The organism is Corynebacterium sp. p3-SID1194 (assembly GCF_025144155.1).
GTDB lineage: Bacteria > Actinomycetota > Actinomycetes > Mycobacteriales > Mycobacteriaceae > Corynebacterium.
Map to the genome: position 1 here is coordinate 400,710 of NZ_JALXWY010000001.1, position 26,349 is coordinate 427,058.

21 protein-coding genes and 2 pseudogenes are annotated in these 26,349 nt (G+C 61.4%); 9 read left to right on the forward strand and 14 right to left on the reverse strand.

Annotated features, from left to right (window positions below):
• Window positions 1-91: 91 nt before the first annotated feature.
• The 4 genes from serA to M3G19_RS01955 are packed head-to-tail and all read right to left on the reverse strand — an operon-like array spanning window position 92 to window position 5,424.
• The gene (gene serA / locus M3G19_RS01940) at window positions 92-1,699 is read right to left on the reverse strand and encodes a phosphoglycerate dehydrogenase (protein WP_259900179.1); all 1,608 of its coding nucleotides are present in this window, start codon (window positions 1,697-1,699) and stop codon (window positions 92-94) included.
• Between the two features lie 54 nt (window positions 1,700-1,753).
• Window positions 1,754-2,689: a hypothetical protein gene (locus tag M3G19_RS01945; protein WP_259900180.1), complete on the reverse strand. Its 936-nt coding sequence runs from the start codon at window positions 2,687-2,689 to the stop codon at window positions 1,754-1,756.
• The gene (locus M3G19_RS01950) at window positions 2,686-4,461 is read right to left on the reverse strand and encodes a DUF262 domain-containing protein (protein WP_259900181.1); all 1,776 of its coding nucleotides are present in this window, start codon (window positions 4,459-4,461) and stop codon (window positions 2,686-2,688) included. The genes M3G19_RS01945 and M3G19_RS01950 overlap by 4 nt, the downstream gene beginning before the upstream one ends.
• Window positions 4,462-4,476: 15 nt before the next feature.
• Entirely contained in the window at window positions 4,477-5,424 is a 948-nt protein-coding gene (locus M3G19_RS01955; RefSeq protein WP_259900182.1) for a cation diffusion facilitator family transporter, read from the reverse strand.
• Window positions 5,425-5,659: 235 nt separating this feature from the next.
• Between M3G19_RS01955 and M3G19_RS01960 the strand changes: the two genes are divergently transcribed.
• Entirely contained in the window at window positions 5,660-6,301 is a 642-nt protein-coding gene (locus M3G19_RS01960; protein WP_259900183.1) for a hypothetical protein, read from the forward strand.
• A 368-nt stretch (window positions 6,302-6,669) separates the two neighbouring features.
• On the opposite strand, the gene M3G19_RS01965 is transcribed toward M3G19_RS01960, so the two are convergent.
• Both M3G19_RS01965 and M3G19_RS01970 read right to left on the reverse strand, forming a co-directional pair.
• Window positions 6,670-7,845 (reverse strand): MFS transporter, encoded by a 1,176-nt coding sequence (locus tag M3G19_RS01965; protein ID WP_259900184.1) that lies wholly within the window; start codon window positions 7,843-7,845, stop codon window positions 6,670-6,672.
• 84 nt (window positions 7,846-7,929) lie between these two features.
• Window positions 7,930-8,400 (reverse strand): cupin domain-containing protein, encoded by a 471-nt coding sequence (locus M3G19_RS01970; protein WP_259900185.1) that lies wholly within the window; start codon window positions 8,398-8,400, stop codon window positions 7,930-7,932.
• A 102-nt stretch (window positions 8,401-8,502) separates the two neighbouring features.
• On the opposite strand from M3G19_RS01970, the gene M3G19_RS01975 reads away from it, so the two are divergent.
• Both M3G19_RS01975 and M3G19_RS01980 read left to right on the forward strand, forming a co-directional pair.
• Window positions 8,503-8,979: a MarR family winged helix-turn-helix transcriptional regulator gene (locus tag M3G19_RS01975; protein ID WP_259900186.1), complete on the forward strand. Its 477-nt coding sequence runs from the start codon at window positions 8,503-8,505 to the stop codon at window positions 8,977-8,979.
• 244 nt (window positions 8,980-9,223) lie between these two features.
• Window positions 9,224-9,382: pseudogene (locus M3G19_RS01980) on the forward strand (IS256 family transposase); the annotation flags it as partial.
• 107 nt (window positions 9,383-9,489) lie between these two features.
• On the opposite strand, the gene ilvC reads toward M3G19_RS01980, so the two are convergent.
• The 3 genes from ilvC to M3G19_RS01995 all read right to left on the reverse strand — a co-directional run bounded on the left by ilvC (window position 9,490) and on the right by M3G19_RS01995 (window position 13,021).
• On the reverse strand, window positions 9,490-10,506 hold the full coding sequence (ilvC, locus tag M3G19_RS01985; protein ID WP_210572192.1) for a ketol-acid reductoisomerase: 1,017 nt from the start codon (window positions 10,504-10,506) through the stop codon (window positions 9,490-9,492).
• Window positions 10,507-10,676: 170 nt separating this feature from the next.
• Complete coding sequence (gene ilvN, locus M3G19_RS01990) at window positions 10,677-11,204, reverse strand: acetolactate synthase small subunit (protein ID WP_210572302.1); 528 nt, start codon at window positions 11,202-11,204, stop codon at window positions 10,677-10,679.
• A gap of 2 nt (window positions 11,205-11,206) precedes the next feature.
• On the reverse strand, window positions 11,207-13,021 hold the full coding sequence (locus tag M3G19_RS01995; RefSeq protein WP_246874866.1) for an acetolactate synthase large subunit: 1,815 nt from the start codon (window positions 13,019-13,021) through the stop codon (window positions 11,207-11,209).
• Window positions 13,022-13,284: 263 nt separating this feature from the next.
• On the opposite strand from M3G19_RS01995, the gene M3G19_RS02000 reads away from it, so the two are divergent.
• Genes M3G19_RS02000 through M3G19_RS02015 form a run of 4 tightly spaced genes read left to right on the forward strand, consistent with a single transcriptional unit; the run spans window position 13,285 to window position 18,559 of the window.
• Window positions 13,285-14,841, forward strand: a complete 1,557-nt coding sequence (locus tag M3G19_RS02000; protein ID WP_259900187.1) for a mechanosensitive ion channel domain-containing protein — start codon at window positions 13,285-13,287, stop codon at window positions 14,839-14,841.
• A gap of 9 nt (window positions 14,842-14,850) precedes the next feature.
• On the forward strand, window positions 14,851-15,363 hold the full coding sequence (locus M3G19_RS02005; protein WP_259900188.1) for a PH domain-containing protein: 513 nt from the start codon (window positions 14,851-14,853) through the stop codon (window positions 15,361-15,363).
• A 32-nt stretch (window positions 15,364-15,395) separates the two neighbouring features.
• Window positions 15,396-17,249 (forward strand): dihydroxy-acid dehydratase, encoded by a 1,854-nt coding sequence (gene ilvD / locus M3G19_RS02010; RefSeq protein WP_259900189.1) that lies wholly within the window; start codon window positions 15,396-15,398, stop codon window positions 17,247-17,249.
• A gap of 41 nt (window positions 17,250-17,290) precedes the next feature.
• Window positions 17,291-18,559, forward strand: a complete 1,269-nt coding sequence (locus M3G19_RS02015; protein WP_259900190.1) for a glycosyltransferase 87 family protein — start codon at window positions 17,291-17,293, stop codon at window positions 18,557-18,559.
• A 102-nt stretch (window positions 18,560-18,661) separates the two neighbouring features.
• Here the strand turns inward: M3G19_RS02015 and M3G19_RS02020 are convergent.
• Window positions 18,662-19,348, reverse strand: a pseudogene (locus M3G19_RS02020) (DoxX family membrane protein); the annotation flags it as partial.
• 87 nt (window positions 19,349-19,435) lie between these two features.
• A complete protein-coding gene (locus M3G19_RS02025; protein WP_259900191.1) occupies window positions 19,436-20,512 on the reverse strand; it encodes an aldo/keto reductase in 1,077 nt (358 codons plus the stop codon).
• An 81-nt stretch (window positions 20,513-20,593) separates the two neighbouring features.
• On the opposite strand from M3G19_RS02025, the gene M3G19_RS02030 reads away from it, so the two are divergent.
• Complete coding sequence (locus M3G19_RS02030) at window positions 20,594-21,997, forward strand: hypothetical protein (RefSeq protein WP_259900192.1); 1,404 nt, start codon at window positions 20,594-20,596, stop codon at window positions 21,995-21,997.
• 219 nt (window positions 21,998-22,216) lie between these two features.
• On the opposite strand, the gene gatB is transcribed toward M3G19_RS02030, so the two are convergent.
• Genes gatB through M3G19_RS02045 form a run of 3 tightly spaced genes read right to left on the reverse strand, consistent with a single transcriptional unit; the run spans window position 22,217 to window position 25,321 of the window.
• The gene (gene gatB / locus M3G19_RS02035) at window positions 22,217-23,719 is read right to left on the reverse strand and encodes an Asp-tRNA(Asn)/Glu-tRNA(Gln) amidotransferase subunit GatB (RefSeq protein ID WP_259900193.1); all 1,503 of its coding nucleotides are present in this window, start codon (window positions 23,717-23,719) and stop codon (window positions 22,217-22,219) included.
• A 49-nt stretch (window positions 23,720-23,768) separates the two neighbouring features.
• A complete protein-coding gene (locus M3G19_RS02040; RefSeq protein ID WP_259900194.1) occupies window positions 23,769-24,764 on the reverse strand; it encodes a bile acid:sodium symporter family protein in 996 nt (331 codons plus the stop codon).
• 35 nt (window positions 24,765-24,799) lie between these two features.
• Window positions 24,800-25,321 carry a mismatch-specific DNA-glycosylase gene (locus M3G19_RS02045; protein WP_259900195.1) on the reverse strand — a complete coding sequence of 174 codons (522 nt, stop codon included), beginning with the start codon at window positions 25,319-25,321 and terminating at the stop codon, window positions 24,800-24,802.
• On the opposite strand from M3G19_RS02045, the gene nadA reads away from it, so the two are divergent.
• The gene (gene nadA, locus M3G19_RS02050; protein ID WP_396121727.1) at window positions 25,284-26,348 is read left to right on the forward strand and encodes a quinolinate synthase NadA; all 1,065 of its coding nucleotides are present in this window, start codon (window positions 25,284-25,286) and stop codon (window positions 26,346-26,348) included. The two genes, M3G19_RS02045 and nadA, sit on opposite strands and share 38 nt — an antisense overlap.
• The last annotated feature ends 1 nt before the right edge of the window (window position 26,349 follow it).

Here is a 26,349-nt window from a genome sequence, read left to right on the forward strand (position 1 = left end):
GATTAATTCAAATCCGGGATAACTTTCTTTCGCTACTTCGTATCGATCGAGCTAGACGCCGTAATCAGCAGCGAATTTTTACGGGCGAAGCCTAGTCGAGCACGAGCTGGAAGCAATCCGCCTCGAGGGAATTCGCGATGGCAGCCTCGAGCTCGGCCGGGATCTCAGCTTCGACGCGGAGAATGAGGAATGCGCCGTCGCCCTTCGCGGACTGAGTCAAGGCTGCGGCCTCGATATTGATTCCTTCGTTGCCGAGCTGCGCGCCGACGTTGCCGAGAGCGCCGGGCTTGTCGGTATACGACAGGAACAGGTTGCGGCCCTGCGCGCGCATGTCCACGCCGCGGCCGTTGATGCGCACGATCTTCTCCACGCGCTCCAGTCCCGTCAGCGCACCTTCGACAGTGGCGGATTCACCGTTCGCGGACACGACCTGCACCTCAAGAGCAGAGCGGTGATCGCGAGACTCGTTGGCCACGCCAGTCTCGAGATCGAGGCCGCGGGCCTCGGCGATCGCCGGTGCGTTGACGAAGGTGACCTGCTCCTCGACAATGCCGGAGAACAGACCGCGCACAGCGGACAGACCCAGAGTCGACGGGTCCTCGGTGGACAGCTCGCCGCGGGCGGTGACGCGGAGGGCCACCGGTGCGTCATCAAGCAGCTTGCCCGCCAGCAGGCCGAGCTTTCGCGCGAGCTCGAGCCACACGGCGACTTCCTCGCCCACGGCACCGCCGACGACATTGACGGCGTCCGGAACGAATTCGCCGGCCAGCGCCTTCAGGACAGAACCAGCGACATCCGTGCCCGCACGGTCCTGCGCCTCGCTTGTCGACGCCCCCAGGTGCGGCGTCACCACGACCTCTTCAAGGGCGAACAGCGGAGAATCCGTGCACGGCTCAGTGGCGTACACGTCGAAGCCGGCGCCGCGGATGGGGCCGTTTGCGATGGCGTCGGCAAGCGCCTGCTCGTCGACAAGCCCTCCGCGCGCGGCGTTGATGATGATCTGGCCTTCCTTTGCCTTGGCCAGCAGCTCCGCGTTGAACATGCCCTGCGTCTCTTTGGTCTTCGGCAGGTGAATGGTGACGAAGTCTGCGCGGGAGACAAGTTCCTCCAGCTCCACGAGTTCGACGCCGAGCTGTGCCGCGCGCGACGGGTTCGCGTACGGATCGTAGGCGATGATCTCGGTCTCGAATGCGGCGAGACGCTGCGCGAACAGCTGGCCGATGTGGCCGAAGCCGACGATGCCGACCGTCTTGCCGTAGATCTCCACGCCCTTGAACGAGGAGCGCTTCCACTCGCCGTCGCGAAGCGTCTTGTCCGCGGCTGGAATCTGGCGGGCCGTGGACAACAACAGAGCGATCGCGTGCTCGCATGCCGAGTGGATATTCGACGTCGGCGCATTCACGACCATCACGCCGCGCTGCGTTGCCGTATCGACATCGACGTTGTCCAGACCCACGCCTGCACGTCCGACGATGCGCAGGTTCGGTGCAGCCTCGAGCACCTCGCTGTCCACCGTGGTCGCCGAACGCACGAGCAGGGCCTGTGCCTCCGGCACCGCTGCGAGCAGCTCCTCGCGGTTCGGACCGTCAACCCAACGCACCTCCACGGAATCCCCCAGAGCGTCCACTGTGGACTGGGCGAGCTTGTCGGCAATGAGAACGACTGGCTTGGCTTCGGGGTTGGACACGGGTGCGGTCACGGCGCTCATCTCCTACTGCGTAGTGGCTGATATTGAGTATTGATTCATTAAACCTTAATCCGGCGATTGCGGGAGCGAGGAAATATTATTTAAATCCCCCGGCTGAATTTTCTCTTCCGCTTCCCGGATCCGCTGCGCGAGCTCCACGCTCGTGCCGAATGCCTTGCCCAACGCGACCAACGGCCGTTCAGCAAGTCCGGCAGTGAGCACGAGCGTCAAGTGGCTGTTCCGTGGATCCGGTTCGTCCGTCATATAGACGGTCGCCCCGAAAGCTCGCGCGGTGGCAATCGCCGCCAACGAACTCTCCGGCCATGCGATCACCTGCGGTGCCATCGCCGCGTCTTGCCGGGAGCGCACGGGCACCACGCCGGGTTTCGCGTCTTCGGCGACATGCTGATCCGAGCCGTATCCAGCGCGGAGCCACATCGGCTCACCGTCAGCCAAACCCGCCACAGCCGCTGCGGCGTCCTCCGGGCGCTGGACCTCTCGCTCCGCGAATTGCAGAGCAGTCGCTTCCTCCAGCGCTTCCTGATCGCCCGGGTCCTTGATGACCGTCAGTTTCTCCGTGTACCCCAGCACCGGTACCTTCCCCACCGCGTAGACCGTGTGGGTGGACATGCGCTCGATCTCGCGGATCACATCTGAATGCTTCTCGCTCCGATAAATCAGCATCGGCGCATGCGCCACTACTGCCAGCGATGCTGCGCGCAGCTGCGCAGCGGGAGTCTCATCGGCGAGGATGAGCACCTCCGAGGACGGGAAGAACAACTCGCTGGTGGCGAAACCATCTGGATCATCCATCACCACCGGATGCGGTTCAAAGCGGTCCGAGACATGCCGCGACTGGTTCACGGTGCGGGCATCTTGCAGCATGCGGTCGACCTGCGGCTCATCTTCCCCGTCTTCGCCGGCGCACCCGGCCAGCAGCAGCGACGCGGAGGCCACTACTGCGGCGAGCTGAATCCCGCCGCGTTTGTTGGTTCCGGTCATTCAGTGCCGCTTTCTGCCCCATCCCCTGCGTCATCGCTGATCACGGGTTTATCCATAGCGTACTCGATGATCCCCACCAAACGGTCGCGGCGATCCACGAAATAGGCCTGCCAGTTAGAGGTGAACAGGTAATCCGGTTCGAGTTCGTGGGTGGCAAGGACTGTGTCGAATTCCTCGTCCTCCATGATCGCCTTGGACTGCAAGCGGGAGAGATAGCGCTTCGGGTCCGCATCCTCCATGATCGCTTCAGTGCGCTTGCCCAACGGGGTCCGGTTCAACACCGACTCTGCCAAGTCCGGATCGACGCCCTTGCCGCGGCAGAAACCGTCCGGGAAAACCTGATGGAAGCCCGGCTGCAATTCCTCGACTGTCTCGGCGGTGAAAGTCTTGCCGGTGCGCCAATCGCGGGCACCGCGTGCCATCAACAGGGAGAACAAGCCACGGTACACGCCGGAATCCGCGCGGGCGCTGATCAAGCGGGACTCGTTGAAGAAGGCATCTTCGACCGTCTTCGGAACCGTATCGGTCTCCCCCTTTGCCCACGGGGTGACCTGATCGACATCCGAGCCAGCACGGATCGACGGAGCGTGCGCGCCGTAGAGTTCCCCGAAAACGCCATTCCAGTACCACTGGTTGATGCGGTCCCACGTGGTCTGCTGCTCAAGGCACCCTTCCTCCCAGGACAGGCGGGCCAAGATCACTGCCAGCGGCACCAGCTGGTGGGAATACGGCACCTGGTCAACGGTGAAGATGCACCGATCCGACAAGAATTCCGCGGCACGCTCGAAAGCCGCGAGCAAATCGCGCGAGGCCCAGAGATAGTCGTGCAGGCTCAGGTTCAAAATATCGCCGCGGTGGCCGCGTGCCGGTCCCGTCGTGCTGGTGACCAGAAGCGAGACACCACGCAGGAAGCGCACACGGTCAATCTCGTCGAGCGCAGCATGTTCGCGCAACACCGCCTCGGTCTTTTCCCAGTGGGCGGCGAGCGAGAATTCCGGATCTTCGAGCGCGAACACCGCGGTGAGAAGCTCGAAGACATCCATGGACACGCCGGAAGAATTCGCCTGCGCGAAGATCTGGCCCACACCGATCTGGGAGGTGCCTCGATCGAGGCGCGTCATGGGCAGGTCGTAAGCGGCGAGCGGACGCAGGATGCGCCGGTGGAATTCCTTCACATCTTCGCGGATTGCCGGGTCGTCGGTGCTCGCAGCCATGTCGAAGAGCAGGTCGTTGCCCTCCTCCCACAACAGCGAGGAGACCGGCACGATGAAATTATCGAGCATGGTCTGGCGGCCGGTCACGCCCCCGTCGATAAGCGGGCCGAAATGCGAGCGCACGATACCGTCATCGTCGACTGCGAACACAGCCTCCGTCGGCATCGGGTCTGCAGCGACCGCCGCGCGCACGTCGACGAAGAAGCGGCGGAAAATGCGTCGCCCGCGGAAGTCGAGGACTTCAATCCGCCCGTCGCCCTGCATAGACAGGTACAACGAGGACAGTCGCTGCTGCCCGTCGAGAAGCAGCAGACCAGGCTGCTCCCCGGTCTCCGGCGCGCCTTGCAAGGGACGGGGACGAAAACGCATGGGCTCGTTGCGCGTGTCCAGCGCCAAGAGCGTTCCCACCGGGTAGCCGCGCAGCACCGACGCCAACAGCGTGCGCGTGCGGTCCACATCCCATAGGTAGGTGTGCTGGAAATCCGGCGTTTGCAGTTCGCCCCGCTCAGCGCGCGCGAACAGATCGGTCAAGGAGTAGCTCGGCGTGGTAAACCCCATGACCCCAACTTTAGATCACTCGCGGTCACCGTGAGGGGCACAATAAACCTCGTGCTCAAAGTGCCCGGGCCCTTCAATTTGAATGGTCGCGTGCTCAATTCCGAGCTCCCGCAACCGCCCCTGCGCGCGATCCAGCAACTGCCCGTGATCCGCCCGCGTAATCAGGTGCACCGTGCACAGCACGTCACGCCCGCCGGCCGACCACAGGTGCAGGTCATGAATCGCATCCACACCATCCAAAGCCACCAGCGCGTTCCCCACGTTGACCGGATCGATCCCCGCTGGGACGCGTTCAAGCAGCACGCTTATCGACGCCTTCAGCAACCCCCACGCCCTTGGCAGCACCAACCCAGCGATGATGAGCGAGGCCACAACGTCCGCACCGGTGAATCCTGTCACCGCGATGACCACACCGGCGGCAATCACAGCGACTGACCCGAGCAAGTCGACCATCACGTGAAGGAATGCCCCCTCGATATTCACCGAGTGCTCTCTTTGGGACTGCAGCACCAGCGCCGACACCACGTTCGCGATCAGGCCGACCACCGCCACGATGATCATCGCCCGCGTCTGGACCTCCTCCGGGCTCCCGATGCGCTGCACCGCCTCCACAACGATCCACACCGAGATCGCCGCCACCATCACAGCGTTGAACGCCGCGGCTAGAACCTCTGCGCGCCGGTACCCGAACGTCGCGTACGGCGACACCGGTTTCCGCCCCACAGCCACCGCGACCAACGCGATGATCAACCCTGTCGCATCCGACAACATGTGCATCGCATCGGCCATGAGCGCCATCGACCCGGACAGCCAGCCACCGATCAACTCCGCGAAGAACACCACACCGGTAATCGCCAACGCCGTCCCCAGCGCCCATAGCGGGGCGTCGCTGACGTTATGGTCGTGGCTGTGGCTGTGTCCATGGTCGTGCCCGTGCCCGTGGCCGTGACTGTGTTCCGTCATGGTTACCACTGTATGACAGTTTGACGCTTAATGAAAAGGGAATGAAAACGCACTGATCGCGCGATCTTTCGCCTCACCTGCACAGACCATGGTGTGCACCACTTCAAACATGACCTGGATCGACATGAACGTGACACAGAACACGTCGACGGCTCCGAAATGCTGTTACTGTGGGGCGCTGACTGTTCAAGCACGGTCTGTTAGATAACAACCTTATTAGAAAGGTGGTCACATTATGACCAGCAAGAACCCGAACGACCCGACCAACAAGCTGCCGAAGGAAGCCGCTGACCGTCTCGCACACGGCGAGCGCGTCACCGACAAGCTGAACGACACCCGCATCGGCGACAAGATCGACGAGCCCCGCATCGGCGACAAGCTGAACGAGACTCGCGTCAGCGAGGAGCGCATTAAGCCGGCTGACAACACCGCTACCCGCGAGGTCCGCACCAACTCCCGTCCGACAACCACCGGCGGCTCCACCGCTGTCGAGGAGAGCGAAGGCGGCAGCGGCTGGTGGAAGTGGCTGCTCGGCCTGCTGGCCCTGGTGCTTCTCGGCCTGCTGATCTGGTCCCTGGTCAAGGGCGGCGGCGACGACGAGTCCACCGGGGGCTCCACCGAGGTCACCGGCACCACCACCGTCGACGTGACCACCACCGCTGGCGATGCAGCTGGCGACGCTACCGGTGCTGCTGGTGATGCAGCTGGCGACGCAACCGGTGCTGCTGGCGATGCAGCCGGCGACGCTACCGGTGCTGTCGGCGACGCAGTTGAGGGCGCTGGCGACGCTGCCGGCAACGCTGCTGACGCTGCTGGCGATGCAGCGGGCGACGCAACCGGTGCTGTCGGCGATGCAGTCGGCAACGCCACCAACTAAAAACGGTTAGCCGGTTCCATCCGGCAGCCGCCTCGCGCCGCCTCAACTCGACGCACCCCAACCCCGCGATTCCCGCTCCAGGGACGCGGGGTTCGTTCGTGTCTGCGACCGCCTCCAAATATGACAGCCAACAGATTCACCGAAGTTCGCTGCGCCCATTCCTGGCACTCCGATTCCCGTTGCCCCGCAATAGCGCCGTGGATGCTGCCCTTCTCGTCAAGCGGACACACTTTCGTCCATTAACCCGCTGTCCTACCCAGACCGCTTCGACAAATGCCTATAAACCTAGCCCCGCACACAAACAATTTGACACGCTCCAAGGACTTCATTTTAAGAAGTACCCCCGACCTGAGCTTCAGGCCTAGCCCTCAAAGTTGTCTTCCAAAGTCTCTATTCCGAAAAGCGAGCAATCCGATAACTAAGACACACATCACCCCCGCAGCAATACTAAGGGCGGAAGCACCCCAAAGACTCAGCACTGCCCCACCGAGCACACCGCCGACACCTACACCAAAATTGAAGATAGTAACGAAAAAGGACTGCGCAATGTCTGCCAAGTCACCTGCGTTTCTCGCCAAAGCGGTCTGCAGAACTGTCGGTGCACCACCAAATCCAAATCCCCAGACGATAATTCCAAAAATGAAAAGATGGTTGGAAGCTGCCGGTACCGACAAAAGCAAGAACCCTATAAGCATCAAGGCGCCCAGGATTAGACCAGTCAGAAACAACCTCTTATCTACAGCGAAAGCAGTAAGTAAAATACTGATCCCCGCAGAAATCCCGAAGAATAGAAGTACGATATCTACGCCAAGGGCTATTTCCGCAGCACCGGTTAGAGGCTGAATGTACGTGTAGACCATATTATGCGCTACTGTCCAGCCAAAAAGCGCTGCAAGCACCCCAATCACACCAGGCATCAAAATCGATCTCTTCAGAACTTTGACCCCTGGGGCTCCTCCAACAAGTCCCGGCCGGTGAGGAAGCGCATAAGAAATCCAAAACACCAGAACGATGGATGTAACCGTCAACATGCCCAGCATCATTCTCCAACCAAAGTGCTGACCTCCTAATGCACCAAGCGGGACTCCAAAGGCTAAGGCGAAAGGCTGACCAAAACCGATAATCGCAAGTGCGCGACCTTGGTTTTCCGAACTGACTAGACTCCGAGCGTAATTTGCCACAAGGCCCCAAATGACGCCTCCGGCCATTCCGGAAACAAACCTAGAAAGAAAAGCTATCCACAAATGCGAAGTAAGAGCAGTGAGAGCGTTGAAAATCCCAAGCCCCAAGATAGCTATAACCAAAAGGTTCTTACGCTGCATTTTTCGAGTTGCTGTCATCACCGGTATTGCAGCTACCACAGATCCAGCAGCATAAGCGGTCAGAAACTGCCCTACTTTTCCCGTTGTTGTTTCAAAGGACTCAGCCATATCAACCAGAACCCCCGTAGGAATGGTCTCAGTCATTATGGCCAAGAAAGCGGCAAACGATAACCCGGTCAATTGTAGGACTGGTATATCTGCTTTTGAATTCCGATTTGACACGTTTGGCAATAGTCGATCCCCTTTAAAATGCTCACGGTCCGGTCCTCCTAGACTCGGAGCGCAAGCAGCGCAGATTCTAGATTCCTATCTCCCTCTATGCGCTTCCCAATCTTGTGCTTCCACAAAATACGTATCGAATTCATCTTCTCGACGAGCAAGCTCATCTTCAGGGACCTTGCCACTCATTATCCCGCCCAAGATTCGGAAGTACTCAAACCGCTCCACCCCGGGTGCGATAGTTACCAGTACATCAGCATCGCTACCCTTAGCGGCTCCAAAAGCATGAGGAACACCCGGAAGAACCAATGCACAGTCACCCGCACTTAACTGGTGTATTTGGCCATCCTCCCAAAACTCAAGCTCTCCTCTAGAGACGTAGAAGAACTCACACGAGATTTTATGAAAATGTGGGGCAGCTCCCTCGCCTCCATCAAAAAGTTGAATATTTTGCACACTCACATTCCCTTTTGCATCCGAGGCATCCACCAGCAACCTCGCCTTTGGGAGGCGAGAGGAGCAAGCATCTGCCACTATTTCGGGTTCAAAAATTATCATCCCACATCTCCTTAGGTTGTTCGCTAACGAACTATATAGTTCGCTACCGAACTTCTTTTGTCAAGAGCTACACTAAGTTTCAACACCCCGAAAGGAACAAATATGGACTCCATCTCCGCAGCCATGGACAAATGGACAAAAATAAATTCCCACGTCGATGTGGACGCAATGGAAACAACTCTTCGCCTCACCCATCTTTTAAGAGCAATCGAAAACGAAGTGACCGTCATCCATGAACAAGCTCAGTTAGCTCCAGGCGACTTCGATGTTCTAGCAACAATCCTCCGCCAGGAAGACGTCACCCCGGGACAACTTTCACAAACCTTACTTCTGTCCAAGGCCGGAATAACCGGAAGACTTCACAAGCTAAAAAAGCAGGGACTCATTGAGGAAAAAATCAACCTCAGCGACAAACGAGGAAAAACCCTGACACTAACGCCCGAGGGACACGACCGAATAATGTCCACCGTAGAAGCCCACGCCGCAGCTGAGCGGAAAGCCTTCAACCACCTGTCCAGTAGGCAACAAGGTGAACTGCTCGAATTGCTACGATCCTGGAGCAAAGAAAGCTCGACCTAAACCGCAAGGTGTGTTGGTGAAGTTGTATCGTTAGCTGGTCTGGCGTGCTGATATTAGGATGATTCCACTTATCTCGAGGGGATAACCCAGCCTCAGGTCTGAAATACCGCCAGGGGCGTGCTGGTGTACTAACTTCCTAGGGTCACGATCCCAAAGCAATCCGGAGAAAAGTACCCCTCCGGCCAGTTACCCTCAACAAATCTGTCACGAATTAAATCTCGAAGGGCGGGATCAATCTCCCCCGTGCAATTACGAACAAGATCAACTCGCCAAAGTTCCCGTTCTCGCCCCAGAAGACCATGACACAGCCGACCAAGAAACAGGACGACCGGCCTTCTACGACAACGCTATCCCAAGAGAACACCAACACAACATAGGAATCCGCAAAGGCCCCGTGCAGTAAAGCAATGTCCGCCCGGCGGCACGCCGTGCGGACATTGCATTTGTTTATTTACCTGGAATTGAAAACCGCCCGAGGGATCCCTCGGGCGGTGAACCGCTGCCTGTGATTTAGCGGGCGGTGTCGTTCAGAGGATTCTGAACCCAGCTCATCATTTCGCGCAGCTGAGCACCGGTCTTCTCGATCGGGTGCTGAGCAACCTTGTCGCGCAGACCCTCGAGCTCCTTGTTGCCGCCGTCGACATTCGCGATCAGTCGATTGGTGAACTCACCGGACTGAATATCCTTGAGGACCTCACGCATGCGATCCTTGGCACCCTCGTCGACAACGCGGGGACCGGACAGGTAGCCACCGAACTCCGCGGTGTCAGAGACGGAGTAGTTCATGTTGGCCAGGCCGCCCTCGTAAATGAGGTCGACGATGAGCTTCATCTCGTGGAGGCACTCGAAGTAGGCCATCTCAGGCTCGTAGCCGGCCTCGGTCAGGACATCGAAGCCATTCTTGATCAGTTCCTCCAGGCCACCGCAGAGAACAGCCTGCTCACCGAAGAGGTCGGTGACGGTCTCAGCTTCGAAGGTCGTCGGGATGACGCCGGCGCGTGCGCCACCGATGGCGGCGGCATACGACAGAGCCAGCGCCTGGCCGTTGCCAGTCGGATCCTGCTCGACGGCGATCAGGCACGGAACACCCTTGCCGTCGGTGAAGGTGCGGCGAACCAAGTGGCCCGGCCCCTTCGGGGCGACCATGGCGACGGTGATGTTGTCGGCCGGGTCAATGAGCTTGAAGTGGATATTCAGGCCGTGGCCAAAGAAGAGGGCATCGCCGTCGTTCAGGTTCGGCTCGATGTCATTCGAGAAGATCTCGGCCTGAGAGGTGTCCGGGGCGAGCAGCATGATCACATCGGCCCACTTTGCAGCCTCAGCGTTGGTCTTGACCTCGAAGCCGGCCTCGCGTGCCTTGTCGGCAGACTTGGAGCCGTCGCGCAGGCCGATGACCACCTCGACGCCGGACTCGCGCAGGTTCTGCGCGTGCGCATGCCCCTGGGAACCGTAACCGATAACTGCGACCTTGCGTCCCTGGATGATGGACAGATCAGCGTCGTCGTCGTAGAAGACTTCAATTGCCATGAGCGAAGCACTCACCTTTCTGTTGATTGCTGTGCGCCGGAGCGCTGTGCACATTCTGAGTTTTATAGAACGTGTCCCGCATATTGGGCGACAAGTTTCACTATACGGGACACGGACGAGTTTGTGTGGGATCTCGGCCCGTTTTTAGGAGGCCCCGGGCTAAAGGGCCGCTACTTGGAAGATGCCATCGTCTTCGGTCCACGATTCAGAGCGACACGACCAGACTGGACCAGCTCGCGCACCCCGAATGGCTCGAGCACATCGAGGAACGCGCGAAGCTTGCTCGTCGTGCCAGTCGCTTCAATCACCACAGACTCTGGAGCGACGTCGACAATACGGGCCCGGAAGATGTTGGCGGCATCGACGACCTGCGGACGGTTGCTGTTATTAGCGTTGACCTTGACCAGCATCAAGGAGCGGGCGATGGTGTTCTCCTCCTCGAGGCGCACGACCTTGATCACTTGGACCAGCTTGTTCAACTGCTTGGTCAACTGCTCGACGGCGTGCTCGGAGGCGTCGACGACGACCGTCAGACGGTTAATGCCCTCGGTCTCGGTCTTCGCGGATGTGAGCGAGACCAGGTTGAAACCGCGACGGGTGAACATCGCAGTCACGCGGGTGATGATGCCGTCAACGTCCTGCACCAGAACGGACACGACGCTACGGGTGACATCGTCATAGATGGGATTGTTGTTCATCATTATTTTTCCTCCGCTTCGGTCGGAGCATCGGCAAAACTCTCGGTCACGGTCTCGTGGATGTCGGCGGGGGATTCGCCGGCGGACATGTCTTCGTCGAAAAGCGGGCGCAAATCGCGCGCGTACTGGATTTCCGAATTGGAACTGCCGGCGGAGATCATGGGCCACACCTGGGCATCCTCGCCGACGACGAAGTCGATGAGGACCGGGCGGTCGTTGATCTCGCGGGCGCGCTTGATGGCGGGCAGAACCTCTTCCTCGGTGGTGACGCGAATGGCTTCAGCACCGAGCGCGCTGGCCAAGCCGAGGAAGTCCGGGATGTAGGTCTCGTCCTGGTGCAGCTTGGTGTGCGAGTAGTGGCCGTCGTAGAACAGGGTCTGCCATTGGCGGACCATGCCCAGGTTGCCGTTGTTGATCAGGGCGACCTTGAACGGGAAGCCTTCAACAGCCGCGGTGGTGATTTCCTGGTTGGTCATCTGGAAGCAACCGTCACCGTCGATGGCCCAGACTTCCTTGTCGGGGCAGGCGGCTTTCGCGCCGAGTGCGGCCGGGATGGAATAGCCCATCGTTCCCAATCCACCAGAATTGAGCCAGGTGCGCGGGTGCTCGAAGTCGAGGAACTGTGCGGACCACATCTGGTGCTGGCCGACACCGGCAACGTAGATGGCCTCTGGGCCGACTTCCTTGGACAGGGTCTCGATGACGAACTGCGGCGACAGCGTTCCGTCGGCATGCTTCTCGTAGCCGCGCGGGAAGCGCTCCTTCATATCGCCCAGGTAGTCCTTCCACTCCCCGATCTTAGGTGCGGAGACCTTCTTGCCCTTCTTGAACGGCTCGGCGAGCTGACTCAGGACTTCCTTGGCGTCGCCGACGATCGGGACGTCCACGGGTCGGATCTTGCCGATCTCAGCGGGGTCGACATCGGCGTGGATCACCTTGGCGTCGGGGGCGAAGTGCTCGGGGTCGCCGGTGACGCGATCGTCGAAACGCGCACCGATGGTGATCAACAGGTCCGCCTTCTGCAGGGCTGCCACGGCGGGGACCGTGCCGTGCATGCCGGGCATGCCCATGTTCAGCGGGTGATTCGTCGGAAATGCACCGAGCGCCATGAGCGTAGTCACGACAGGAACACCGGTGAGCTCCGCGAACTTGAGCAGTTCTTTGGAAGCGTTTGCCTTGATGATGCCGCCGCCGGCATAGATCACCGGGCGCTTTGCCTTGGCGATCATCTTCGCGGCCGAAGAGATCTGGCGGCCGTGCGGAGTCGTCGTCGGCTTGTAACCGGGCAGGTCGATGACTGGCGGCCACGCGAAGTCGATCTCGGCGTTCTGGACATCCTTCGGGAAGTCGACCAGGACGGGTCCTGGCCTACCGGTGCTGGCGAGATGGAAGGCCTCGGCGAGCGCCTGCGGGATCTCCTCCACGTCGGTCACCATGATGCTGTGCTTCGTGATCGGCATGGTGATGCCGCGGATATCGGCCTCCTGGAACGCATCGGTTCCCAGCAGCGGGGTTCCCACCTGGCCAGTAATGGCCACGATCGGCACCGAGTCGAGGTACGCATCGGCTAGTGCGGTAACGAGGTTGGTCGCCCCGGGGCCTGAGGTAGCCACGCACACGCCGACTTTTCCGGACGCCAACGCGTAGCCTTCAGCGGCGTGTCCACCGCCCTGCTCATGGCGTACCAAAACGTGGCGCAGCTGTTTCGCGGCAAACAGGGCGTCGTAAAGCGGAAGGACCGCTCCCCCTGGAATGCCGAAAACGATCTCGGTGCCCAGCTCTTCGAGGCTGCGGACGATGGCTTCCGCGCCTGTCATCCGCTCTACCTGTTTCTTCTGTGACGCTGCCACTTTTCCGAACTCCTTTGATGAGTTGTCAGCACTCTGGTGATCTACGAAAAACGCCCCCGCTCTAAATCCTTAGGCGGGGGCGCTTGTCGTTCGACGTCTACGTATGCAAGTACGTCGCGCGAGGGACAAGCGCCGCGCGAATCACTGCTACTAGGTCGATGAAGATCATGACTTGAGGATACACATTTCCCAGGGATCTATAGGGAAAATGAGGATAATCTGGAACTGCTATGCCTTTCTCACTTATTCTCGAAAACATATGGCGGTGGTTGGCCGGCACCGGAATCAACCTCGCACTCCTCATTGTCGTCGCGATGCTCGTGCCGCGTGCAGGCCGTCTCGCCAACCGTTATGTCGAGCGCCAGATAGCGGACTCGAAGGACTCGGACGAAGGCAAGTCTTCGCTGGCCATTGCCGGTGTGGTCATTTATATCGTCCAGTTGCTGGCGTTCTTTTTGATCCTCGTTTTCTTCCTCCAGCAGATCGGCTTCTCGCTCGCCGGCGCGGCCATTCCGGCCACGGTTGTTTCCGCCGCAGTCGGTTTCGGCGCGCAGTCCATCATTTCTGATTTCTTCGCGGGCTTTTTTATTCTCACCGAGAAGCAATACGGCGTCGGCGACCTTGTCACGTTCCAAATCAACGGCACGGAAATCACGGGCGACGTCATTCAGATCACGATGCGCGCCACGCAGATCCGCACACTCGAGCAGAACACGGTGACCATCCCGAATTCGACGGCGCAGGTGTGCATCAACAATTCCAATATCTGGTCTCGGGCACTGGTCGTCGTGCCTGTCCCACTTGCTCGTTCGCGCGATGTCGATGAAGTGATCGCGCGAGCCGAGCGCGCCGCGCGCAAGGCGTTGGCGAACCCGGAGATCGCACCGCTGATTCGCGGCGAGTTGTTGTCGCAGCCGGGCATCCAGATCAATCCGCCAAACACGGTCGGTATGCCGTGGACGCTGGATGTTCGCTTCATGGTGCGGTGCGCGCCTGGCGACCAGTTCCCCGTTGAGCGTGCACTGCGCGTCCATATTCTCGAGGAATTCTTCGACGAATACGGTTCGCAGACAGCGACGCAACCGCTTGACGACGATGCCACGGAGGCCTTCCCCGCCGTTTCCGCCAGCCGCTACAAGTCCGGTTGGGCCGAGGATTATTCCGAAGCAGCTCAAGCCGGCGCCGGGAGCACCGCTGTGACGTCTGCTCCCAATGACAAGCAGGCCACAGATGTCCCCGGGCCGAGTTCCGGTGTGGGCACGAACCCGGACCCTGAACTGAACGACCACGAGGAAGTCGCGGCGGAAAAAGATCCCGCCGCGAATCCCGCTGGGCAGCAAACGCATCATGCACTCGGCACGTTCGGCGGCCGCGTGAGAGCATCGACGGGTCTGCTCATCGCGCTGCTCCTTGGTCTGCTCCTCCTTCGCGGTATGACGTTGGAGGGTGAGACCAGCGAAGCTCGGTCAGGCATTCTCGCGCCGCCCCGCCCGACTACCTCGTCGGCTGAGGCAACCACGCCTCCTCCCAGCGATTCTTCGGGTGAGCCGACCCAGACAGATGCCCCGCACGAAGAAACCACCGGCACCGAGCAACCGGGAAACGGAGACTCCACTGAGCCCGCACCTGCCCCAGCTGCACCTTCCGGAGCGCAGGAATCAGAGCAGCCGCGTTCGCAGGAGCAACCGACTGAAAGCACCGACCCCTCCGAGCCGGCCAGCGAACCAGCGGAGCAAAGCGCCCCCGCTTCTACCCCGGGGGAGAACTCAGGCCCAGGCCCCCGATAGCATGACACCATGACTTTCGCTCCGGACCGCACCCACGTTCTCGCGGCGGTGCTCATGACTGGCATCGCTCTCATCGGAATCTCCTGGGCTCCGCTCAAGCTCGGCTGGCTGCTCATTTTCCCGATTATTTTCATCGTGTGGGTATTCACCGCTAAGACCCGGGTGGACGATAACGGCATCACCGTGTCCTACCTGTTCAAGAAGAATGCGCACCTGCCGTGGGATCAGCTCCGCGGAATCGGTTTCGAAGGGTCCAGCGCCAAAGTCGCCACCGTAAACGGCGAGGAGTACACGCTGCCCGGAGTAACGTTCAATTCATTGCCGGATCTCGCGGAAGCCTCCTCGGGCCGCATCGCGGACGTGATCACGCAGGCCTCTGAGGCAGCGGACGGAATGATGGAGGTCACCGACCAGGAAGGAAATTCCATCCTGGTCACTCCTGAGGAATACGAGGAGCGCACCGCCGCCGGCGAAAAGCTTTCGAAGCCTGCTACGGGCACCAGCGAAAGCCGCAAAGAATGAAAGAACTGTAAAGATGACGAGGACTGACACACATGCCTAACTCAATCCCGCTTCGTTCCCGCGTCACCACTGTCGGCCGCCAGGCAGCCGGCGCCCGCGCACTGTGGAAAGCCACCGGCACGAAGGACAATGAATTCGGGAGGCCGATCGTGGCCATCGTCAACTCGTACACCCAGTTCGTGCCCGGCCACGTGCACCTGAAAAATGTCGGCGATATCGTCGCGGAAGCTGTCCGCGAGGCCGGCGGCATTCCGAAGGAATTCAACACCATCGCCGTCGATGACGGCATCGCGATGGGCCACGGCGGCATGCTGTATTCCCTGCCCAGCCGCGAGATCATCTCCGACTCCGTCGAGTACATGATCAACGCCCACACCGTCGACGCGATGGTGTGCATCTCCAACTGCGACAAGATCACCCCGGGCATGCTCAATGCGGCAATGCGGTTGAATATCCCGGCCGTGTTCGTCTCCGGCGGCCCGATGGAGGCCGGCAAGGCCGTGGTCATCGACGGCATCGCGCAGACCGGGACGAAGACCAACCTCGTCGACGCGATGTCCAGCTCCGCCAACGACGCAATTTCTGACGAAGACTTGGACCGCATCGTCGAATCCGCATGCCCCACCTGCGGCTCGTGCTCCGGCATGTTCACGGCGAATTCGATGAACTGTCTGACTGAGGCACTCGGCCTGTCGCTGCCGGGCAACGGCACCACCTTGGCTACCCACACCGCACGTCGCCGACTGTTCGAGCGCGCCGGCGAGGCTGTCATGGACATCGCGCGCCGCTACTACGGTGAGGGCGACGAATCGGTGCTGCCGCGCAGCATCGCCACCCGCGAAGCCTTCCGCAACGCCATGGCACTGGACATGGCCATGGGCGGATCCTCTAACACGATCCTGCACACCCTCGCCGCCGCCCAGGAGGGCGAAGTCAACTTCGACCTGAAGGACATCGACGAGCTTTCCCACGAGATCGCCTGCATTTCCAAGGTCGCCCCGAACGGTGACGCCCACATCGAGGATGTCCACCGCGCCGGCGGTATCCCCCGCATCCTGGGCGAGCTGAACCGCGCCGGTCTGCTCAACACCGATGTCCACTCCGTGGCGTATTCGAATCTGCAGGACTGGCTCGACGACTGGGATATCCGCGGCGGCAAAGCCACTGAGGAGGCCATCGAGCTCTTCCACGCCGCGCCCGGCGGGGTGCGTTCCTCTGAGGCGTTCTCCCAGTCCAACCGTTGGGATGAGCTGGATACCGACCCGGTTGGCGGTGTCATCCACGACTTCGAACACTCCTTCACCTCCGACGGCGGGCTCGTCGTCCTGCGCGGCAACCTTGCCGAGGACGGAGCGATCCTGAAGACCGCCGGCGTCGAGGAAGAGCTGTGGGAGTTCTCCGGCCCCGCACGCGTTGTGGATTCGCAGGAGCAGGCGGTGTCTATGATTCTCGCCCGCGAAGTCCAGCCTGGCGACGTGGTGGTCATCCGCTACGAGGGTCCCGCCGGCGGACCGGGCATGCAGGAGATGCTCCACCCGACGTCCTTCCTCAAGGGCGCAGGTCTGGGCAAGGTCTGTGCCTTGATCACGGACGGCCGTTTCTCCGGCGGCACGTCGGGCCTGTCCATCGGGCACATCTCCCCCGAGGCGGCCCAGGGCGGGCTGATCGGCTTGATCGAGAACGGCGACACGATCCGCATTTCAGTGCGCGACCGCAAGCTGCAACTCGAGGTCGACGACGATGTCCTGGACCGCCGCCGTGCGGAGATGGAGCTGCGGGACAACCCGTTCACCCCGAACCGCACCCGCCACGTGACCAAGGCGCTGCGCGCCTACTCGAAGATGGCCACGTCGGCCGATAAGGGCGCAGTGCGTCGCGTGGACTAGCGTTGTAGGGCACGCCCCCGTACTACCCACAGGATCACAACATGCCGCTTCTTCTTTTGCTCGGCGTCGTGCTCGGCGCGATCAATCTCGGCCAAAATCTGCACTTCGCGGTCAACGAGACGCTTCTCGACGTCGGCGTTTTCCGCGATGCCGGCGCAGCCTTAATCAACGGCGACCCGTTGTACGAGGGCTTTCCCACCCGAAGCGGTTTCGCGTTCATTTATCCGCCGTTCGCTGCCCTGCTCTTCGTTCCCCTGACCTGGGTTCCGGAAGTCGCGATGGACATCATGTGGAACTGCTCCATCATCGCCGCGCTCTTCGGCATCATCGCGATGGCGTGCCACCGCCTGGGCTTGCGCCCGTGGTGGGCGTGGGCAGCTGCTCTGACAGGCTTTGCCACCTGCCTAGACACGGTGTACATGAACCTGTACTACGGGCAGATCAATATATTTCTCGTGTTCCTGGTGGCAGCGGATGTACTGGGCTACACCCCGAAGGCGATCCGGGGCTTGGGCATCGGCATTGCCGCCGGGATCAAGCTCACCCCCGCGGCCTACGCCGTGATCTTCCTAGCACGCAAGGACTGGTGGTCGGTCGCGCGCTCGGCAGGCTTCTTCCTGCTCACCGCGCTCATCGGTTTCGCATTCCGCCCGCGTGAATCGCTGTACTTCTGGACGGAGGAATTCTTCAAAACCGACCGCGGTGGCGATGTGCATTACCCGCCAAACCAGGGCCTCGGCGGGATGCTGTCGAGGGGGCTGGTGGACGTGGGAATCGTCGACAAGCTCTCCCCTGTCTTCCTCCTCGTCTTCGCCGCAGCGACGATCTTCATCGCATACCGGCTGGAAGAGCGCGGCCGCAGCGTCGAGGCCCTGCTTGTGACGGTGTTGGGCATTTCCCTGGGCGGGCCGTTCGCGGTGTCCCACCATTGGGCGGGCATCGTGCTGGTGCTGCCGCTCATCTTCGCGGTGCGCGAGCAGGGCTTGCGTGTCCTGCTTGCTGTCGCCGCGGGTGCATGGATCGTGCCGGGCTACGAACTGGTGCCCGAGGAAGAGGCGCAGAACTTCGAGTGGCCGTTGTGGTTCAACAGCAATGTCATCGGCCTGATGGGCCTGGCAATCTTCGTGGCGTACCTGATCCTCGCCATCGGCGGGCGCTTGAGCGCCGAAGTGCTAGGCGAAGACCCAGAGCAGGACCGCAGCGGCGATGCCGAGCGCGGCGCAGATCCACGAGCTGACCATCGGGCGGCGCGTCCAGCTACGGCTGTAGTCGATGCCGAACAGGCCCGGACCGGTGAACTGAACGGCTAGCGCCATGCCCGCCAGGGCGATCGCCAGCCAGACCGACGGCTCCCACGCGAAGATATCGCTCGTGGACTCGGATGTCATCACCGCGTTGATAGCTGTAAAGCCCGTCGCGGCGACAGCGACCATCGACGCGACCGGTGTGAGCAGACCAAGAACGAGGAACACGCCCGCACCCAGCCCCATGGACGGCAGCGCGATCGCGAGTAGATGCGGGTAGTTGTACGACGCCAGCTCGTCCTCCAGGCCCGCGAGCCCCGCGTTGCCGCCGAGCTGGAACAGGACCGCCAGAGACGTCAGGATCAGCACGCCACCGAGCACGAGACGCAGAATCAGCAAGCCGACGTCGATCGTTCCGCGGCCGATCGGCGGCTGCGGCTGGGGTGCGCCCGCGACATCCGCATTGGACGCAGCGCTTTCTTGCGTCAGGCTCTCCGCCCCCTCCGTCGTATGCAGTGTGCCCGCCGTGCTCACGGTGCTGGCTGCCACCGGTTCTTCAACCGGTTGCTTCACCGCGGGTTCAGCACTGGGGGCAGGTTTCGCGACCGCATCAACGGCCGGCTCGTCGACCCGATCGACGCTAATGTCAACGGGCTTGTCGCGCGGTGCGCTCTTCGGCGCCGCCGGAAGGACCTCCGTCGGGGCGGCCTTACCGGTGCGGGTATAGACATTGGAGGCTGGCACCACCTCCAGATCGTCCAGATCGTCGAGGTGGTCCAGATCGGTGACGTCCTCGAGCTTTCGCGACTTATTCGCGGACGTGTCTACGGGCTTTTTGCTGCCTTTATCACTCATGCTTTCAAATTTAAGGCAGGAAAACACCGCGATCGGACTGCCACGCAGGGACTTCTACGTGGACAGATCCAGAAATAATCCCCGCGGTTAACCGCGGGTGCGCGAGGCCGTCGCCCCAGCCCAGATATTGATGCCGGCATCGTGGGCGATATCGTCGATAAGCGAAAGCTCTTCGTCGCTGAACTCGAGGTTGTCGACGGCGTCGAGGTTCGCGTCGAGCTGCTCCACGCTGGACGCGCCGATGAGTGTGCTGGTGACCGTGCGCTCTGCCTGGTCGCGCAAGACCCACGCGATGGCCATCTGCGCGAGCGTCTGGCCGCGCTTGGCAGCAACCTCGTTGAGCTTGCGCGCCATAGCGATATTGTCTTCGCTCAGCATGCCCTCGCTCAACGACTTGCCCGCAGCGGCGCGGGAATCAGCCGGGATTCCGTCCAAATAACGGTCAGTGAGCAGGCCCTGAGCCAACGGAGAGAACGCGATGACGCCTAGACCGCTCTCCGCCGCGGACTGAAGCAGGGAGTAACCGTCCTCGCCAGGCTCTTCGATCCACCGGTTGACCATGGAATAACTGGGCTGGTGAATCAGCAGCGGACAGCCCTCTCCCGCCATGATTTCAGCAGCCTCGGCGGTGAGCTCCGGCCCGTAAGAGGAAATACCGACATACAGCGCCTTGCCCGATGCCACGATGTCGCGCAACGCGTACATCGTCTCCTCCAGCGGGGTATCTGGGTCCGGGCGGTGGTGGTAGAAAATGTCCACGTAGTCGAGCCCGAGCCGGTCGAGCGACGCATCCAGCGAGGACATCAGGTACTTGCGCGAACCCCCGAAACCGTACGGGCCTTCGTGCATGTGCCAACCCGCCTTCGACGAAATGATGAGCTCGTCTCGGTGGGCGGCGAAGTCCTCGGCGAGGATGCGCCCGGCGTTGAGTTCCGCTGACCCGGCGGGTGGGCCATAATTATTGGCGAGGTCGAAGTGCGTGACACCTCGGTCGAAGGCACGGCGCATGATTGCTCGCTGGGTCTCAATCGGCTTGTCGTCGCCGAAGTTGTGCCAGAAGCCCAACGAGACCGGCGGGAGTTTCAGGCCAGAATTTCCCACTCGGCGAAACCAGTCGTCCCCATTGCGGTCATAACGGTCCTGAGCTGCAGTGTAGGCATCCATATGCGCCCATTGTGCCACAACTTTGTTACTCTCACTCCGATCGTTATTTTCTCTTATTCCCCCCTACACAAAGGTTCTTCGATGAAGAAAACCCTGAAAGTGGCCATGGCGCTCGTCGGCCTCACAGTCGGCGCCGGCTTCGCCTCCGGCCAAGAAGTCATCCAATACTTCCTCTCCTTCGGCTACTGGGGCATCGTCGGTGCCGCCGTCGCCGGCGCCGCGATCGCGATCTTCAGCGCATTCGTCTACCAGCTCGGCTCCTACTACCTGGCCGACAACCACAGTGTCGTCTTCGAAAGTGTGTCCCGCCCCCTGCTGGCGAAGTACATGGACTACACCACGATGTTCACCTTGTTCTGCATCGGCTTCGTCATGGTTGCCGGCGCGGGCTCAAACATGGAGCAGCAATTCGGCTTCCCAACCTGGATCGGCTCCGCGATCATGGTCGGGCTACTCGTGCTGTCCGGGTTCCTCGACGTGGACAAGCTGACCAACGTCATCTCGCTGATCACGCCGCTTCTGGTCGTCTGCATCATCGGCGCATTCATCATCACGATGATGAACATGCCGGACAACCTCGGCGAACTCAATGAGCTTGCCCAGACTAACCAGCACGCATCGGGCACCTTCGGCAACTGGTTCATCACCGCCATGAACTACGCCACGCTCGTGATGATCATGGATTGCTCCATGATGCTCGTCTTCGCCGGCTCCCACATGAACCCGGCTCAGACCGGCAAGGGCGGCCTCCTTGGCGGCATCATCTTCGCGGTCCTGCTGATGATCCTGGTGTTCATCCTGTTCTTCAACATGGAGCACGTCATGGGCGCGGACCTGCCGCTGCTCAAGGTCTTCGACACCATGCACCCGGTCATCGGCACCGGAGTTTCGATCGTCATCTACCTCATGATTTACAACACCGCTGTCGGCCTGTTCTACGCCCTCGGACGCCGCCTGAGCCACGATAAGCCGGAGAAATTCCGTCCCTACTACTTCATCGTTGTGGCGATCGGCTTCGCGCTGTCCTTCATCGGCTTCGCGGACCTGGTCGGCTGGGTGTACCCGCTCCTGGGCTACCTGGGTCTCATTCTGGGCATCGTCATGGCTGTCGCTTGGTTCCGCGACCGCAAGAAGATCCAGGACGAGACCGGCCGTCGCGAGCGTCTCGCCGAGCTGGCGGAAACGCAGCTCCACCCCGAATCCGACAACCTGTCCGCAGACGAGCGCAACGAGGTCGACAACCTGACTAAGGATTCGAATATCGAAGACCAGAACCTCTGGCACTCCGTCCAGGAGGAAGTCGCTGCCGACCTCGACGCGGACGATTCCAACGAGTTCAGCTTGAAGGATGTCCCCGCCCTCGACCCGGATTCTGATTCCTACGGCGGCGCCCCTGAATCGAAGGGCGATTCCATCGACTGGAAGTCCTACGAGGAGATGTACAAGACCGGCGAGTTCCCGGCTATCAAGCCTGAGAAGAAATAGCTTTTCGCTTCTCGACGCCGCCCCCCTGCACTGGTTCGGGGGCGGCGATTTTCATGGCTGCTCCCGCTACCGCCAGAGCAGCCACCCCCCGGAAACGCGAAAGGTAACAATCAAACGGTAACCCCGCCCTGTTAGGTGCACCTTTTCGGACACACCGGCCCAGGTTCGAGCATTATTACCGTTTGATTGTTACCTTTCGCCGAATCGAAGCCTCAGCGACTAGTCCGCGAGCTTCTTCGCGATGATCTCGTTAATGGACTTCGGATCGGCCTTGCCCTGCGTCGCCTTCATCACCGCGCCAACGATCGCGCCGGTGACCTTGGTGTTGCCGGCCTTGTACTTCTCCACGATGTCCGGGTTGGCGGCCAGGGCTTCGTCGACGGCGGCCTCAATGGCGCCGTCGTCACGCACGACCTCGAGGCCACGCTTCTCGACGACCTCGTCGACATTGCCCTCCCCTTCGATGACCCCGTCGATGGCCTGGCGGCCGAGCTTGGTGGTGAGCTTGCCTTCCTTGACCAGCTCGACCACGCGGGCGACATCGGCCGGGGTGACGCCGAGTGCGTCAAGGTCGCGGCCCAACTCATTGCCCTTTCCGGCGATATAGGAAACCCACCATGCGCGGGCTTCGTCCGGCGTCGTGCCGGCCTCGACGGTGTCGACGATGAGGTCGAGCGCACCGGCATTGACCAGGTCGCGGAATTCCTTCTCCGGCAGCTGCCACTCCTCCTGGATGCGTGCACGGCGCACCCACGGAAGCTCCGGCAGGGTCGCGCGAATCTCTTCGACCCACTCTGGCTTCGCGATGACGGGCGGCAGATCCGGGTCATTGAAGTAGCGGTACTCGCTGGCCTCTTCCTTCGGGCGACCCTTAGACGTGGAGCCGTCGGACTCCTGGTAGTGGCGGGTTTCCTGGACGATCTTACCGCCGGCCTCGAGCACACCGGCGTGACGCTGCATCTCGTATCGCACAGCCTGCTCGACGGACTTCAGCGAGTTGATGTTCTTGGTCTCGGTGCGGGTGCCGAATTTCTCCTGTCCCTTCGGACGGAGCGAAACGTTGGCATCACAACGCATCGAGCCCTGATCCATGCGCGCATCGGACACGCCAAGCGCCTTGACCAGCTCGCGCAACGCACCGACGTACGCGCGGGCGACCTCCGGGGCACGTTCGCCGGCACCCACGATCGGCTTGGTCACGATCTCGATCAGCGGGATGCCCGCACGGTTGCAGTCCACCAGCGATGCCGTCGCACCGGAAATGCGGCCGGAGGCGGAACCCAGGTGGGTCAGCTTGCCGGTGTCTTCCTCCATGTGGGCGCGCTCGATCTCCACGCGCCACTCAGTGCCGTCGTCGAGCACGACATCGAGGTAGCCGTCGTAGGCGATCGGCTCGTCGTACTGCGAGATCTGGTAGTTCTTCGGCTGGTCCGGGTAGAAGTAATTCTTGCGCGCGAAACGGGAGGATTCGGCGATCTTGCAGTTGAGCGCCAAACCGATCTTGATCGCCCACTCCACACCCTTGGCGTTGACCACCGGCAGCGCGCCCGGCAGCCCGAGCGAGACCGGGTCGACGTTGGTGTTCGGTTCCGCACCGAAGTGGGCGGACGAGGTGGAGAACATCTTGGTCTCCGTGGACAGTTCCACGTGTACCTCGAGACCCATCACCGGGTCGTACTTTTCCAGGACATCGCTGTAATCCATCAGGTCGTACGCAGTCATGGTTGCCAAGTGTAGTGCCCCCGCACGCACGCCGGGACGATAGCTCCTCTTACGCTTCCACCTGCGCCTTGTCCGGCTGCCCGGACTGCTCCTTTTTGTCCTTTGCGCGGAAAAGCAGCGCCAGGATCGCACCGGAAATGTTGTGCCACACGGAGAACACCGCGCCCGGCAGCGCGGCCAGCGGGCTCAGGTAGGCCGCGGCGAGGGTGGCCGCCATGCCGGAATTTTGCATGCCGACCTCGACAGCCATCGTGCGCGAAGATGCCTCCGGCTGCCCCGTCACCTTTCCGGTGACATAGCCGAGTATGTAGCCCAGACCGTTGTGCAGCACGACCGCGACCAGCACGATGAGCCCCGCCTGCGCGAGCTTGTCGTGCGAGCCCGCCACGACGATGGCCACGATCATCGCGATCGCCAACACAGAGACCCACGGCAGCGTCGGCAGCACCGCCGCGACAAATCGCGGAGCAAGCAGACGGACGAGCAAGCCGAAACCGACCGGCAGGATGACCATCTTCACGATCGACCACGCCATCGGTCCCGCACTGACATCCATGTGTTCACCCGCCAGCCACAACGTGAGCAGCGGAGTGAAGATCGGAGCGAGCAGCGTCGACACCGTGGTCATTGTCACCGACAACGCGACATCGCCGCGCACCAGGTAGGACACGACATTCGATGAGGTCCCGCCCGGCGCGCAGCCGACCAGGATCACGCCCGCGGCGATCTCCGGCGGCAGGCGCAGCGCCCACGTCAGCGCGACAGCCGCCAGCGGCATGATCACGAACTGCGCGAGCACACCAATTACGACCGGCAGAGGTTTCTTGGCAACGAAGACGAAGTCCTTGCCCGTCAATGTCAGTCCCATGCCGAACATGACGATGCCGAGCAGCCACGTCGTCCAGCCGGAAATCGGCTCGACGGCACCAGGCGCGGCGAAACCGACGATTCCGCCCGCGATCACGAGGAGCGGGAAGCCGAGCGTCGCGACGAAAGCCGAGCGCTCCTCGGCGTGCTTCTTCTGTTCCATCTCCGTTGATTCCATAATGTGGACTATAGCGTCCATACTGTGGAATACGCTCACTGGGGTGGGTGCGTCGACTCCAACACCTCGCGGTAGCTCGCCGCCAGCGTTCCAACAGTCTCGTGCGCATTCAGTCCACTCGGGTTGCCCACCACCCACACGGGCACGCCCGCGATCGCCTCGGGTTGCAATCCGCGCCGCGCTTTCCGCCTCCCGAATGCGTCGCGGTACGCGCCGACGCCAGCGAACATCACGGCCCCGGGGCGGTGCTTATCGACGACACCCTCGAGCCTCTCCCCTCCTTCCACCAACTCGTCTCTGGTCAGGTCGGACGCTCTCGGCGTCATCCGGGCCACGAGGTTGGTGAAGCCGATCCCGCGCTGCGCGAGTATCTGCGAATCCTTTTCCGACAGTCCCCCGCTCGCATGCACCCGGTACGGCGTGATCCCCGCTTTTTCTAGCGCGGGCCAGAAGCGGTTGCCCGGGTGCGCGAATGGCGCATCCACCTCTTCGGACAAGGTACCCGGGTTGATCCCGACGATGAGCAGCCGACAAGGATCCGGAATTCGGTCGTGCATTATTCCGACCTTAGCGAGCATTGCCGGGGAGATACGGGGACATGACGGGACATACGGGGACTACATTGAACGTATGTGGACCGATGAAGTGCAAAAACTCAAGCAGGAACGAAACGCCGTCATTCTGGCGCATAACTACCAGATCCCGGATGTCCAGGACATCGCGGACTTCACCGGCGATTCTCTGGCATTGTCACGCATTGCCGCGGACACGGACGCAGATGTCATCGTGTTCTGCGGCGTGCACTTCATGGCGGAGAGCGCGAAGATTCTCAGCCCGGACAAGACAGTCCTGATTCCGGACGAGGCCGCCGGGTGCTCCCTGGCCGATTCGATCACCGCGGAACAACTGCGCGAGTGGAAAGACGAGCACCCGAACGCAGTGGTGGTCAGTTACGTCAACACCACGGCGGACGTGAAGGCTCTCACCGACGTTTGTTGCACGTCGTCCAACGCCGTCGATGTGGTGAACTCCATCGACCCGGACACGGAAATCCTCTTCTGCCCCGATCAATTCCTCGGTGCCCACGTCAAGCGCCAGACCGGCCGCGACAACATCCGCGTCTGGGCAGGCGAGTGCCATGTTCACGCCGGCATCAACGGCAAAGAGCTGGCCGACCAAGCAGCCGCGCACCCGGACGCTCCCTTGTACATCCACCCGGAGTGCGGCTGCGCAAACTCCGCCATCTATCTCGCCAGCGAAGGCGTCATTGACCCCGAGCGCGTCCACATGCTCTCCACCGGTGGAATGCTGGACCAGGCGGACCGCGACACGCACGGCACCGTCCTCGTGGCTACTGAGGTGGGCATGCTCCACCAGCTGCAGAAGAAATCGCCGCTGGCGGACTTCCAGCCAGTCAACCCCCAGGCATCCTGCAAATACATGAAGATGATCACCCCGGAAAAACTCGTGGCCAGCCTGAAAGACATGCGCGACGAAGTCACCGTGCCCGAGGACATCGCTGCGAAGGCGCGCCAGTCGCTGGAGCGCATGATCGCCATCGGCAATCCGGGCAGCGGGGAGTGAC